11 protein-coding genes are annotated in these 12,992 nt (G+C 73.3%); 6 read left to right on the top strand and 5 right to left on the bottom strand.

Annotated features, from left to right (window positions below):
• The first annotated feature begins 17 nt into the window (after positions 1–17).
• A complete protein-coding gene (locus AC07DO_RS05855) occupies positions 18–440 on the top strand; it encodes a hypothetical protein (RefSeq protein WP_479057348.1) in 423 nt (140 codons plus the stop codon).
• 47 nt (positions 441–487) lie between these two features.
• On the opposite strand, the gene AC07DO_RS05850 is transcribed toward AC07DO_RS05855, so the two are convergent.
• The 3 genes from AC07DO_RS05850 to AC07DO_RS05840 form a co-directional block, all read right to left on the bottom strand.
• Positions 488–679: a hypothetical protein gene (locus AC07DO_RS05850; RefSeq protein WP_479057542.1), complete on the bottom strand. Its 192-nt coding sequence runs from the start codon at positions 677–679 to the stop codon at positions 488–490.
• 164 nt (positions 680–843) lie between these two features.
• Entirely contained in the window at positions 844–1,527 is a 684-nt protein-coding gene (locus tag AC07DO_RS05845) for a DUF899 domain-containing protein (RefSeq protein ID WP_479057347.1), read from the bottom strand.
• Positions 1,528–1,740: 213 nt separating this feature from the next.
• Complete coding sequence (locus AC07DO_RS05840; protein ID WP_479057346.1) at positions 1,741–3,264, bottom strand: amidohydrolase; 1,524 nt, start codon at positions 3,262–3,264, stop codon at positions 1,741–1,743.
• Positions 3,265–3,390: 126 nt separating this feature from the next.
• Here AC07DO_RS05840 and AC07DO_RS05835 point away from each other — a divergent pair, with 126 nt between their 5' ends.
• The 5 genes from AC07DO_RS05835 (at position 3,391) to AC07DO_RS05815 (ending at position 7,325) form a co-directional block, all read left to right on the top strand.
• Positions 3,391–4,347, top strand: a complete 957-nt coding sequence (locus tag AC07DO_RS05835; RefSeq protein WP_479057345.1) for an endonuclease/exonuclease/phosphatase family protein — start codon at positions 3,391–3,393, stop codon at positions 4,345–4,347.
• A gap of 375 nt (positions 4,348–4,722) precedes the next feature.
• Positions 4,723–5,283, top strand: a complete 561-nt coding sequence (locus AC07DO_RS05830) for a heme-binding beta-barrel domain-containing protein (RefSeq protein WP_479057344.1) — start codon at positions 4,723–4,725, stop codon at positions 5,281–5,283.
• A complete protein-coding gene (locus AC07DO_RS05825) occupies positions 5,280–5,897 on the top strand; it encodes a 2'-5' RNA ligase family protein (protein WP_479057343.1) in 618 nt (205 codons plus the stop codon). The genes AC07DO_RS05830 and AC07DO_RS05825 overlap by 4 nt, the downstream gene beginning before the upstream one ends.
• A 190-nt stretch (positions 5,898–6,087) precedes the next feature.
• The gene (locus AC07DO_RS05820; protein WP_479057342.1) at positions 6,088–6,609 is read left to right on the top strand and encodes a DUF3574 domain-containing protein; all 522 of its coding nucleotides are present in this window, start codon (positions 6,088–6,090) and stop codon (positions 6,607–6,609) included.
• A gap of 131 nt (positions 6,610–6,740) precedes the next feature.
• Positions 6,741–7,325, top strand: a complete 585-nt coding sequence (locus tag AC07DO_RS05815; protein ID WP_479057341.1) for a DUF4291 domain-containing protein — start codon at positions 6,741–6,743, stop codon at positions 7,323–7,325.
• A 49-nt stretch (positions 7,326–7,374) separates the two neighbouring features.
• Here AC07DO_RS05815 and AC07DO_RS05810 read toward each other — a convergent pair whose 3' ends face one another.
• Both AC07DO_RS05810 and AC07DO_RS05805 read right to left on the bottom strand, forming a co-directional pair.
• Entirely contained in the window at positions 7,375–9,504 is a 2,130-nt protein-coding gene (locus AC07DO_RS05810; protein WP_479057340.1) for an SWIM zinc finger family protein, read from the bottom strand.
• Positions 9,501–12,719, bottom strand: coding sequence for a DEAD/DEAH box helicase (locus tag AC07DO_RS05805; protein WP_479057541.1), 3,219 nt, complete (start codon positions 12,717–12,719; stop codon positions 9,501–9,503). The genes AC07DO_RS05810 and AC07DO_RS05805 overlap by 4 nt, the downstream gene beginning before the upstream one ends.
• Positions 12,720–12,992 lie beyond the last annotated feature (273 nt).

Below are 12,992 nucleotides of genomic sequence, written 5' to 3'. Positions count from 1 at the left end.
CGGGTACGGTGCGGCCGTTGGACTTGAACACGTTGGTCCGTCTGTCGCGACGGCGGCAGCGCGCCGGGAGACGACCGGCACCGCGGTCCCTGCGGCTCGATCTGCCCGAGGGGATGACGGAGCCGCTCGGCTGCGACGCGGTGGCGGTGCCCGCGGCACTGGGCCCCGGTCTGATGTCCCGGCTGCCCCGGGTGGGGTGTGTGTACGAGGACGGGGCGCGGTGGTGGTGGATCGTGCCGGCGGACTCCGACGTGGCGATGGAGTGGCCCGCGCCGGTCGCGTACTCGGCGGGAGCGGTGGTGCGGGACGCGGACTGTCGTCCGGTGCTCATCAACCGTCCTGCGGACGACGTTCCCTATACCCCGCCGATTCCGCTGTATCTGGCGCTGTGCCGGGTCACGGGGACCGTGCCGGGGTGGTCCCGGGCCCTCACGGCCTGAGCGCGCCGCCGGGCCCGGCGGTTCCGGGCCGGCCTTCGTACTCGTGTTCAGGCGGCCGGGGCCATCTCCGCGACCTCGGCCGGTACGCGCACGATCACCAGGAAGGCGTCCGACGCGAGGTCCATGACGACCTCGGCGGGCTGGCCCTCCTGCCGCCGGTCCCGCGCGAACTCCTCCGCGGGCCACGAGCCGCGCGGTCCGCCCGCGGGAAAGCGTTCCAGTACCAGTCGTCCGTTCATCATGATCCCTGTCCCCCGTCGTCGTTCCGTTGCGCGCGCTGTCGTCGCGTGCGCCGTATCGAAGAGAACGCGTGGGACGCTCCCAAGGATGCGCGACGTGACAGAATCGAGACGGAGTCGGGGCATTTCCCAGGGTTCTCCCCGGGGTCTCCCCGGTTTTTCGCTCAGTCGTCGTACTCGTCGTGGTACCGGACCCGTGCGCTGCCCGCCGGTGCTCCGTACACCGAGGCGCGCCCCGCGGGCTCCTCCCACTCCTCCTGCCGGCCCAGCGCGGTGAGGTCGAGGAGGCTCGTGGTGGAGCCGATGCCGTCCAGGCCGCGGGCGAACGTCGCGTAGGTGTGGAAGATCCGGTCGCCGTACCGCAGGAAGCAGTTGATCGCGGGCACATCGTGCGGCTCCTCGGGCGAGGACGCCAGGAAGTCGTGGTTGAAGTCGCCGCCGTTCGTCGAGTACCAGGGCACGGTCCAGCCCATCCGTGCCTTGAACGTCAGCAGTTTGGTGAACGGTGCGCGGGACACGGCGACGAAGTTCGTGTTCCGGGCCCGCAGGTGCGCGAGGTGCCCGATCTGGTCCAGGAACCCGGAGCAGCTGCGGCAGCCCGCGTCCCATTCGGGGGCGAACATGAAGTGGTAGACGATCAGTTGGTCCCTGCCGTCGAAGAGGTCGAGCAGGGTCGCCTTTCCGTCGTAGCCGTCGAAGTAGTACTCCTTGTCGACCTCGACCATCGGCAGCCCGCGCCGTTCGGCGTTGAGCGCGTCGCGTGCGCGGGTGGCGGCCTTCTCCTTGGCCAGCAACTCCTCACGCTCGGTGAGCCACTCCTCGCGCGTGACGATGTCCGGAAGTCCCATGGTGTGTCTCCTCCACCCTTCGGGCGCGTACGTCTTCGATACGTCTGCGAAGGGTGGACCGGCGGACTTCGCGGAACTCATCGCTCGCGGGCGAAGAAGTTCCGGAGAACTTTCAGAGCGTCACGGGGAGTTCGCGCGGACCCCTGGAACGCGTCGACGGGCGCCACCGGATCTCGCGGCCCGTCCGTCGCCCCGCCCCGTTCTTTCCTCCGCCTACCCCTCGTACTCCTGGATCCGTTTCCCATGGCTGCGGTCGACGAGTCCGGGCAGCAGCCCGCTCAACTCGCCGACGATGTCCGGCACGTCGAGGGTCAGCAGGCGGCGGTCGCGCATCAGGACCCGTCCGGCCACGATCGTCGTCCGTACGTCGCCGGAGCGCGCGCTGTGCACGAGCGTGGCCGCGAGGTCGTGCACGGGCTGGGTGTGCGGGCCCGTCATGTCGACGAGGACGATGTCGGCCCGCCGCCCGGTGGCGAGGCTGCCGATCTCGTCCCCGAGTCCGACGGCCCGCGCGCTCTGCAGGGTGGCGTGGTCCAGGGCCTGGCGGGCGGTGAGCCAGGTGGGGTCGCGCTCCACGGACTTCTGGACGAGCGCGGTGAGCGTCATGGACTCCCACACGTCGAGTGTGTTGTTGGACGCGGCACCGTCCGTGGCGAGGCCGACCGGGACGCCCGCTTCCCGCAGGGCCCGTAGGGGTGTCGTGTCCCAGCCGAACTTCAGATAGCCGCGGGGCGCGGAGGCGACGGCGACGCGGCCCCCGGAGCGTTCCGCGGCCCTGCGCAGAACGGGCAGGTCGCGGGCGGTGTCGAGGCCGGTGACGTGGGCGAGGAGCACGTCGGTGTCGAGGAGCCCCGCGCGTTCCAGGATCTCGATGGGCGTGCGACCGTGGCGGGCCAAACTGTTGTCGGTCTGCTCGCGGTTCTCGGCGGCGTGGATGTGGACCAGGAGGCCGTGCCGCCGGGCGAGTTCGGCGGTCGCGGCGAGGTCGGCCTCGTCGACGGTGTAGGGGGCGTGCGGGGCGAGGCAGGTGGTGATGCGCCCGTCGGCCGCGCCCCGCTGCCGGAGCGCGAAGTCGAGGGAGGCGGCACGGCCTTCGGGGCCCTGCGTGCTGAAGCAGGCCTGGCCGAGGACGGCGCGCAGGCCGCTCTCGTCGGTGGCGGCGGCGACCTCGTCCATCGCGAAGTAGTGGTCGGCGAAGGTGGTGACGCCGCCGCGGATCATCTCGGCACAGGCGAGCCGCGCGCCGAGCCCGACGACGCGCTCGGTGAGGTTGGACTCGACGGGCCAGATCCAGTCGTTGAACCACGCGTGGGCGGGCAGATCCTCGGCGAGACCGCGCAGGGCGACCATCGGTGTGTGGGTGTGGCAGTTGATGAGCCCGGGGAGGGCGACGGTGCCGCGGCCGTCGATGTGCGTGACGGTCGCGGTTGCGGGGGTGTTTGTGGGGACGGTTGCGGTTGCGGGGGCAGTGGCGTTTGTGGGAACGGTTGCGGTTGCAGGGGTAGTGGCGTTTGTGGGAACGGTTGCGGTTGCAGGGGCAGTGGCGGTTGCGGGAGCGCCTGATGTGACTGAGGTGATGATTCCGTCCCGTACGACGATCGTGGCGTCCTCGACGAAGACGATCTCCCCTCGCTGATCGTGGGTCAGCGCGGTGCAGCCGGTGATGACGAGGTCGGCGGGGCCGTCGGGGCCGTGCGTGATGAGTCCGGCGGGTCCGGGCGCGGGAGGCGGCGTCATCCTTTCAAGGTAGTGCGAGTGCGCATCCGGCAGCCCTGTCGCGGGGACGGTTTCGCGGGCACGCTGGCCCTACCCGCCGATCGGCCGAGGGGACGCGGACCAGGCAGTCGGGACGAGGAGTCGGCGATGATCATCGGCACGTGGAACCTGGAGAACCTCTACCGCCCCGGCGGGCAGTTCGGCCCCAAGGACAAGGCCGCGTACGAGGCGAAGCTGGCCTCGCTCGCGGCGACGATCACCACGCTGAGGCCGAGCGTCCTCGGGGTGCAGGAGGTCGGCGACCCTGCGGCGCTCGAAGATCTGGCGGGCCTGCTCGAGGGCACCTGGCACGTCACGCTCTCGCAGCACGCGGACGACCGGGGGATACGGGTCGGCTTCCTCACCAGCCTCCCCGTCTTCGTCGTCGCCGACGAGTCCGGTTTCCCGGAGCCGGTGCGGCCGGTGCAGGTCGACGACTCGGGCCGGACGACGGCGCGGGCCGGGCGGGGCGTCCTCGCGGTGACGGTGTCGACGCGGGCGTTCTTCTTCGACGCGGTCGTGTGCCACCTCAAGTCGAAGCTGCTGTCGTACCCCGGCGGGCGCTTCTTCCCGCACGGCGAGGGCGAACGCGCGCGGTACGGCGCGTACGCCCTGAACCGCCGCGCGGCCGAGGCGACCACGGTCCGTGCCGTCGCCGATCAGCGGCTGCGGGGCGACGGTCGCGAGCACGGGGTCGCCGTGCTCGGGGACCTCAACGACGAGGTGGGGGCCGCGACGACGCAGATCCTGCTGGGCCCGCCCGGCTCCGAGATCGGCACGCCGGGCTTCGACCGCCCGGACAAGGGTGACGCGACGCGGCTGTGGAACGTCGCGCCACTGATCCCGGCCGACCAGCGCTTCTCGCGCATCCACGCGGGCCGCCGCGAACTCATCGACCACGTGCTGGTGAGCCGTGGCCTGATGGACCAGGTCCGCGGCGCGGGCACGGGCGCGCCGGGCGCCGCGGCGAGCGCGCTGCCGTCGGTGGAGGACGGGGATCCGGCGGTACGGAGGGAGGCGCCGGGGTCGGACCACGCGCCGGTGTGGATACGGATTCAGCCTTAGGGGGCGGTGCCGGTCGTGGGGGGGGAGGCGGGGCTGTGCCTGCCGGGGGGGCGGGGCTGTGCCTGCCGGGGGAGGCGGGGCCGTGCCCATGGGAGGCAGGGCCGGGCCCGTCGCGGGAAGCAGGGCGCCGCCCGTCACGGGAAGCAGAGTCGGGCCCGTCACCCGAGGCAGGAGGGTGCTCGTCACGAGAAGCAGAGCCGGGCCCGTCACCCGAGGCAGGAGGGTGCTCGTCACCGAGGGTGGGGTCGCGCCTGTCGCCGGGGGCGGGGGGGTGTCTGTGCGGGGTCGGGGTGACGTCCGTGGGTCGCGTGGGAGCGGGAGCCCTAAGCTTCGCCGAGTCAGCTCACCTGTCGCCCCTCCCCCAGGAGCCCCACCGTGTTCGACCCCGCGCCGGAGCACCCGTCCTCGTACCCGTACCCCGAGAGCCACAGCGGCGAGACCGCGGCGGCCCCCGCCCCGCACGCGCTGCTCGCGCCCGTGCTCGGACTGCTGGGCCGGTGGCACGGGCGGGGCCGGGGCGAGTACCCGACGCTGCCCGCGGACTTCACGTACGCGCAGGAGGTGACGTTCAGCCACGACGGCCGGCCCTTCCTCCGTTACGAGGCCAGGGCCTGGCTGCTCGACGCCGACGACGCCCCGCTGCGGCCCGCGGCGCGGGAAAGCGGCTGGTGGCGGCTGCAGCCCGACGGCCGGGTGGAGGCATTGGTCACCCAGCCCACCGGCATCGCGGAGATCGCGGTCGGCCACGCGGCCGACGGCACGGTCGACCTCTCCACGCACGACGTCGCGCTCACCCCCACCGCCAAGAACGTCACGGCGACCCGCCGCCGCTACACGCTGGCCGACGACGGCACGCTCGCCTTCACCCACGACATGGCGGCGGTGAACCAGCCGTTGCAGCACCACCTCTCGGCACACCTGCGCCGCACGCAGTGAGCACGGAGACACGCGAACGCACGGAGGAAAGCGGGGCGGCGGAGACAGGGACGGCGCAAGCCGGGGCGGCGGACTCGGACGGCTGGCCCGACGTCCCCGGCGACACGGCCCTCACCCTCCGCATCCCCGAGGCGAACCCCTTGGTGCGGGCCGGCTTTCCCGCCCACGTGACGGTGCTCTACCCGTTCCTCAACGAGTCCCGCCTCACCCCAAGCACCCACGCCGACCTGACGGACCTCTTCGCCGCCCACCCCGCTTTCACCCTCACGTTCGACGAATTCCGCCGCTACCCGGGCGTCCTGTACCTCGCACCGACCCCGGAGACCCCCGTGAGCGCCCTCACCCGGTCCCTCACGGACCGCTGGCCGGAGGCGCTCCCCTACCGCGGCATCTTCACCCCGCCCCCGGCACCCCACCTCACCCTGGCGAACGACGAGGGCCCGGACACCTATGCGGCGGCCTACGACGCCCTGGAGTCGCAGCTCGCCCCGTCGCTGCCCCTGACCAGCCACGTGAGCTCCGTCCACTTGATCGCGACGGACGGCCCGGGGAAGGGCTGGCGGGACCTCAGGGCCTACCGGCTGGGAACGGGGCGAGTGTCACGCCCGCGTTAAACCAACAGGGGGCCAAACAGGCCATACCGCAGGAAGAAGGGCATCGGACGCATCCGGTTCCGCTACGGTTTGCCGCCGTCAAGGATCCACGACTCCCGCCTCGGCTACGCGCGTACGCGGGGGTCGGCGCCGCCAAAACCCCCGCCCCTTCCCCTCGTCCCCCAACCCCTGTCCGGAAAGGGAACCCGCCATGGCCCTCACCCTCCCCCGCCTCTCCGGCACCCGCCTCGCCGTGGCCGGCGTGGCGACCGCCGTGCTGGCCGTCGGCGCCCCGGCCGCCTACGCCTCACTCGACGACGGAGCGAAGTCCACACCGCCCTCGTCCTCGTCGTCCGACGCGCAGGCCGCCACGTCGACCGCCGCGTCGACCGTCGCCCGTGGCAAGCCCTTCACCGAGACGCGGCTCTTCTTCGGCACCGAACGCCCCGACGGCGGGCCCGCCGTGACGGACAAGCAGTTCATGGCCTTCATCGACAAGGAGGTCACGCCGGGCTTCCCCGACGGGCTGACCATCCAGAACGGGCGCGGGCAGTGGCGCGACTCCAACGGCAAGATCGAGCGCGAGCGTTCGTACGAACTGATCCTGCTGTACCCGACGACCGAGGCGCGCAGGCGGGACGTCCAGATCGAGGAGATCCGCAGCGACTACGAGAAGAAGTTCGCGCAGGACTCGGTGGCGCGGCTGGACGAACGGACCCGGGTCGACTTCTGAGGACCCCCAGGACATCTCCCAAGGCATGTCCCAAGGCATGTACGAAAGTATCTCCGAAGGTATTTCAACGCCCTCCTGACCGGGTGAAATTCGCTGGCGCGCCGCCACCTGCGGCTGCAGGCTGATCTTCTATGAACCACCGGATCCGTGCCCTGCACACCGACACGACCATCACCGTCTATCAGGCGTACGCCCCGGCACTCGGCGTCCCCGCGGCCCGCACCGGGCGGTTTCCCGCCGCCTGGAAGCGGGACCGCATGACGTGGATCAAGCCGTCCTTCCTGTGGATGATGTACCGCTGCGGCTGGGCGACCAAGGAGGACCAACAGACCGTCCTGGCCGTCGAGATCACCCGTGAGGGCTTCGACTGGGCGCTCCGCAACGCGTGCCTCTCCCACTACGTGCGCGGCCTCCACACCGATGAGGCCGCGTGGAAGCGCGAGTTGCGCCGCTCGCCCGCCCGCGTCCAGTGGGACCCGGAACGCGACCTCCACCTCAACGCCCTCCCGTACCGCAGCCTTCAACTGGGCCTCTCCGGCGAGGCATCCCGCTCTTTCGCGGACGAGTGGACGGTCTCGATCACCGACGTCACCGACCGTGCGCGTGAGATCCACGGCCTCGTACGGGACGGGGACGAGGAAGCGGCGGCTCGGCTGCTGCCGGAGGAGCGCCCCTACCCGGCGGGGGACGAGCTTCTGTCACACCTCCGGGCCTGATCCCGGGCCTGATCCCTGACGTGATCTCGGGGCTGATCCCTGGCCCGACCTACGCCTCGGCCACGCCCGCCAGCGCCCCCACCGGGTCGACGTCCGCCTCCCCCTCGGGCCACCAGCCGTCGCCGCCCGGCTCGCTCCGGTACGGGTACCAGCGGCCGTCCGTCCCGTAGCGTAGCTGGAGCGTGCCTTGCGCGTTGGTGAGCCGGTTGCGGTGGATCGTCATCCGCGGCAGGTCGGCCGCGACCAGGGCACCGCGGGCCCTGTCGAAGGGGCCGGCCGGCGGGTCCCAGGGACTCTCCAGCGTTCTCAGACCCTCCTCACCGCCCTGCCGCCAGGCGGCCGCCGCGCGGGAGAGGTCGGCGGGGGTGCGCCCCACCGACCGGGCCAGCTCGGCGAACTGACGGCTGAAAGTGCGGCGACCGGTGAGGCCCGGGTGCGAGGCCGCGAGGCGGACCGCGTCGTGCCAGAGGGAAGCGTCCCCCGCGAACGGCTCCGCACCCGCCTCCGCCGTGAGAAACGCGTGGGCCCTGCGCGCCGCGTCCGTCACCAGAAACTCCAACGCCGTCGGGTCCGGGGCGCCGGGGAGGGCGGGAAGGACCGGGGGCTCGCCCGGATGCGACGGTGGCGCGAGCGGAGCCGGCAACGGTGAGCGATACGCCGTAGCGAGAGCCTCGCGAGCCAGGACGCCGGGGAGGACGGGGCCGGTGTCCCGGGGCGCTTGCTGTCCGCCCGGGAGGGCGTGGCCATTGTCCGGGTACGACCGCTGGCCGCCGGAAGGGGCGGGGCGGGTGCCCGGGGTCGGCTGCTGTCCGTCCGGAAGGGCGTGGCCGCTGTCCGGGGTCGGCTGCTGTCCGCCTGCGGGGGCAATGTCCGGGTGCGACTGCTGCTCGCCGAGGCCGGCGGGACCGCCGTCCGGGTACAACCGCTGCCCGCCGACAGGGTCGGGCCCACTGACCGAGTGCGACTGCTGCCCGCCCGCCGGGTCAGCCCCGCTGACCGAGTGCGACTGCGGCCCGCCCGCAGGAACCCGGCCGCCGTCCAAGTGCGACTGCCGCTCGCCGGGAGCGACGGAACCACCGCCCGAGTACAACTGCTGCCCTCCGCCAGGGCCGGGACCGCTGACCGAGTGCGACTGCGGCCCGCCCGCAGGAACCCGGCCGCCGTCCAAGTGCGACTGCCGCTCGCCGGGAGCGACGGAACCGCCGTCCGAGTACAGCTGCTGTCTCCCGACAGGGCCGGGCCCGCTGTCCGTGTGCGGCTGCTGTCCGCCCGGAGGGGTTGGGCCGTCACCCGAGGGCGGCTGGCGTTCACCGGGGGACGGCTGGCGGGCAGCCTCCGCCGAGGGCCGTTCCGCCGCCTCCGCGCCCCTGCGCTCCCCCGCCGTCCCCGACGCGAAGCGGCGCCCTCTCGCGGTCCCCGCGGTGCGGGGTTCGCCCGCGGCCCCCGCGGTGCGGGGTTCGCCCGCGGCCCCCGCCTCGCGGGGCTCATCCGTGGCCCCCGCCCCCCGAAGCGCCTCCGCCGCCTCCGCCGCTCCTCTCCGAGCGTTTCTCCGGGACAGTTCGTCCAGCAGGTCCTGTTCCTCTCCGCCGCGCAGCAGCAGGAGTACGAAGGGGTCCGCGTCCAGGAGGCGGGCCGTTTGGTAGGCGAGGGCTGCCGCGTGTTTGCAGGGGTGGCCGCGGTCCGGGCACGTGCAGGAGGGGGCCAGTTCGCGGGCGCCGGGGAGGAGGGGGACGTCCGCCCGGTCCGCCGCGGCGGCCAGCGCGTGCGGCATCTCCTGGTCGAGCAGCGCGGCGATGCGCGCGGGATCCGTGGCGACCACGTCCAGGAAGCGGTCCCAGTGCTCGGGAAGCATCGTCCGCATGCGGATCTCCGCCCGGTACGGACGGGGACGGCTGCCGTGGACGTACGCGACGATGCGGCCCGGCGCGACGGTGATCGTGTCGACCGCGCCGTCGCGCGCATACGTACGGCCACGGGCCAGCCGCGCCTGGTCCAGCGCACTCTCCTCCAGCGCGTCGATCCACGCGTTGCCCCACCAGGACGTGGCGAAGGGCGCCCCGGGGTCGGGATGCTTCGGCAGGGCGGGGAAGACGCGGCCGCTGCCCATGCGGCTCGTCTCGCTCATGCCGCTGGCCCAGCCGAGCCCGCCGCCCCGTACCGGCCTGCCCCGCGGCGTCATGCCGCCCTCCTCAGTGCGACCAGGTCCGCCAGTTCCGCGTCGGACAGTTCCGTGAGCGCCGCCTCGCCGCCGTCGCCGAGCACCGCGTCCGCCAACGCCTGCTTCGCGGCGAGGAGTTCCGCGATACGGTCCTCGACCGTGCCCTCGGTGACCAGGCGGTGGACCTGGACGGGCTGGGTCTGGCCGATGCGGTACGCACGGTCGGTGGCCTGCTCCTCGACTGCCGGGTTCCACCAGCGGTCGTAGTGGATCACGTGGCCCGCCCGGGTCAGGTTCAGGCCCGTGCCCGCAGCCTTCAGGGAGAGCAGGAAAACCGGGACCTCGCCCGACTGGAAGCGGTCCACCATCTCCTCGCGGCGCGCGACCGGCGTGCCGCCGTGCAGGAGCTGGGAAGGGATGCCGCGCGCGGTCAGGTGCGCCTCCAGGAGGCGTGCCATCTCCACGTACTGCGTGAAGATCAGGACCGCGCCCGCGCTCTCCGACTCGGCGAGGATCGTGTCGAGGAGCTCGTCCAGGAGTTCCAGCTTGCCCGAACGCGGGCGGCCCGTCCGGGTCGTGAGCATGCCGTCCTTCAGGTACTGCGCCGGGTGGTTGCAGATCTGCTTGAGCGCCATCAGCAGCTTCATGACCAGGCCGCGCCGCGCCATGCCGTCCGACGCCTCGATGCGGGCGAGGGTCTCGCGCACCACCGCCTCGTACAGCGAGGTCTGTTCACGGGTGAGGGTCACCGGGTGGTCGGTCTCCGTCTTCGGCGGCAGCTCCGGCGCGATACCCGGATCCGACTTCTTGCGGCGCAGGAGGAAGGGGCGGACGAGGCGGGCCAGGCGGTCCAGCGCGTCGTCGTCCGCGCCGGTCCCTGGGGGGTCGCCGCCCTCCACCAGGCGTGCGTGGCGGGCCCGGAACGCCTTCAGGGGGCCGAGCAGGCCCGGCGTCGTCCAGTCGAGCAGCGCCCACAGCTCGGACAGGTTGTTCTCGACCGGGGTACCGGTGAGCGCGACGCGCGCCGGGGAGGGGATCGTGCGCAGCGCCTTCGCCGTCGCCGCGTACGGATTCTTGACGTGCTGCGCCTCGTCCGCGACGACGAGGCCCCACTTCTGGGCGGCCAGTTCGGATGCGCTCGTGCGCATCGTGCCGTACGTGGTGAGGACGAAGCCGCCGGTCAGGCCGGTGAGAGTACGGCCCGTGCCGTGGAAGCGGCGGACCGGCTCGCCGGGCGCGAACCGCTCGATCTCGCGCTGCCAGTTGCCGAGCAGCGACGCCGGGCAGACCACGAGCGTCGGCGCGGAACCGCCGTCCCGCACAGGCCGGCGGTCTTCGGCCCGCGCGCCGAGCGGGTCTTCGCCCTCCGCGGCGAGCGGGTCTTCACCCTCCGCGCCGAGCGCATGTTCGCCCTCCGCGGCGACCGGGTGTTCGATCTGCGCGCCGACCGGGTGTTCGCCCTGCGCGCGGTGCAGGTGCAGGGCGATGACGGTGATCGTCTTGCCGAGGCCCATGTCGTCGGCGAGGCAGCCGCCGAGGCCGAGGGACGTCATGCGGTCGAGCCAGGCGAGACCCTTGAGCTGGTAGTCACGGAGGGTCGCGTGCAGGCCCGGCGGCGGCGCCAGTACGTCGAGGTCTCCCGTCACCCGCTCGCGCAGCCTCGCCAGCGCGCCGACCGGCACGGCGGGCACCTGCTCGCCGTCGACCTCGGCGGTGCCGGTCAGCGCGACCGACAGGGCGTCCACCGGGTCGAGCAGGCCGAGGTCCCGCTTGCGCGCCTTGCGGACGAGTTCGGGGTCGACCAGAACCCACTGGTCCCGGAGCCGGACGACCGGGCGGTGCGCCTCCGCGAGGACGTCGAGCTCCGCCTCGGTCAGCGGGTCGTCCGCCTGGTCGCCGAGGGCCAACTGCCAGCGGAATTCGAGGAGTTCCTCGGTCTTGAAGAAGTCGAAGTTGTCGGCCGCGGTACCGGGGGCGGGGCGGACGACGGCGGTCGCGGTGAGGCCGCGGGTGAGCTCCCTGGGCCAGTGGACGGCCACGCCCGCCGCGGCGAGCCGGCCGGCCGCGGCACCCAGGAGGTCGTACAACTCCTCCTCGCCCAGCGGCAGCACGTCGGGCCGCGGCCGCTCCAGGAGCCTGCCGAGCGGAGGCCACACGCGGGCCGCGCGGCGCAGCGCGAGCAGTGTGTCGACGCGGGCACGCGGCCCGAAGTGATCGGTACCGGCCCAGAGCTCGGGCACGTCCGCGACGAGCGCCGGGTCGGCGAGACTGTGCACCTGGACGACAGCGGCGGCGGGACTGGCGACGGCGGCGCGGCGCTCCGCGGGGTCGGCCCCCGCATCGGCGACGGCCACGTCGGCGGCCTCCCCACCGGTGTCGCCCGCTCCGCCCCGGGAGCCCTCCGTCTCACCCCCGTCGAACACCTCGTGGGCCCGCAGGTCGAGGCGCAGGGACACGCGTACCCCCGCGTCCATGCCGGCGGCCACCTCGGCCGCCCACTCCCGGGCGCCCGGCAGGTGTTGCGGCTCGCGCGCGGCGAAGGGGGCGCCGACCGCGTGCGGGGCGGCCGGTGTGCGGGGCAGGGCGTCGAGCACCGCGTCCACGAAGGCTCTGATCAGGGCGAACGGCTGCGGAAGCAGCAGGGGGCCCGGCCCGCGCCCCGGCAGGGGCACCGCGTGCGCCTCCGCGGGGAGCGCCGCGGCGATGGCACGCAGGTGGACGACGTCGGCCTCGTCCAGCGGGCCCGCCCGCCACGCGTCCACGTCTCCCGGCGTCAGGCCGGGCAGCATCCTGCCCCGCGCCGCCAGGTGCAGGGCGTGCCGGGCGGCGGCGCCCCAGCAGGCCACCGCGGGGTGCGGGCGCTCGGCACGGAGCAGCAGCGGCACCGCTTCGGCGACCGGCAGGAACAGCGCGGGCACCGTGCGGCTCCGCGCGCCCTTGCCGTGCTTGCGGGCGACGACCAGGTCACCGCGTACGCCGCCGCAACCGTCCAGCAGCTGCCCGCCGACGCCGGCCTCGACGGACCCGCTCTCCGGGCTCGGGCTCCGGTCCGGATGCGGGTTCGCGTTCCGGTTCAGGCCGGGGTCCCAGAAGGCGACCCGCCCCTCCCGCGGCACCTCCGCCGGAAGGAAGACGGCGGCACAGGAACGCACGAGAGCGGCACGGGAACGTACAAGAGCGGCACCGGAGCGTACGGGAGCGGCGTCGTCGCCACCCTTCGGCACCTCGGCCCCCATCCTCACCACCGCCTCGCTCAGCCCCTGCTCACGCACCTGCCACTCGTGCTCGCCACCCTAGGCGAGGCCACTGACAACGCCGCCGCAACCAGCACCGCAACCTCCCGCAAGCCCCCCCCCCAGCCCGAATCACCCCACACGCCCCGAACTCCCCACCCGCCCCGGGCACCCACCCCACATGAACACTGGCAGGAAACTTTCCTAACAATAATTCACCCCAAGTTATTGACGCGCACATGCCGCATCGCCAGGATTCCCGAAGACGGCTCGGCA

Source organism: Streptomyces sp. NPDC045678 (assembly GCF_056432085.1).
Note: the sequence above shows the minus strand (reverse complement) of the source record. Positions and strands in the feature narration are given on the sequence as shown.

Excerpts from the sequence above, each read along its gene's own strand:
- AC07DO_RS05820 (WP_479057342.1), top strand. The coding sequence starts at position 6,088 with ATGGCCCTCACCCTCCCCCGCCTCTCCGGCACCCGCCTCGCCGTGGCC.
- AC07DO_RS05810 (WP_479057340.1), bottom strand. The coding sequence starts at position 9,504 with ATGACGCCGCGGGGCAGGCCGGTACGGGGCGGCGGGCTCGGCTGGGCC.
- AC07DO_RS05850 (WP_479057542.1), bottom strand. The coding sequence starts at position 679 with ATGAACGGACGACTGGTACTGGAACGCTTTCCCGCGGGCGGACCGCGC.
- AC07DO_RS05815 (WP_479057341.1), top strand. The coding sequence starts at position 6,741 with ATGAACCACCGGATCCGTGCCCTGCACACCGACACGACCATCACCGTC.
- AC07DO_RS05805 (WP_479057541.1), bottom strand. The coding sequence starts at position 12,719 with ATGGGGGCCGAGGTGCCGAAGGGTGGCGACGACGCCGCTCCCGTACGC.
- AC07DO_RS05835 (WP_479057345.1), top strand. The coding sequence starts at position 3,391 with ATGATCATCGGCACGTGGAACCTGGAGAACCTCTACCGCCCCGGCGGG.
- AC07DO_RS05840 (WP_479057346.1), bottom strand. The coding sequence starts at position 3,264 with ATGACGCCGCCTCCCGCGCCCGGACCCGCCGGACTCATCACGCACGGC.
- AC07DO_RS05845 (WP_479057347.1), bottom strand. The coding sequence starts at position 1,527 with ATGGGACTTCCGGACATCGTCACGCGCGAGGAGTGGCTCACCGAGCGT.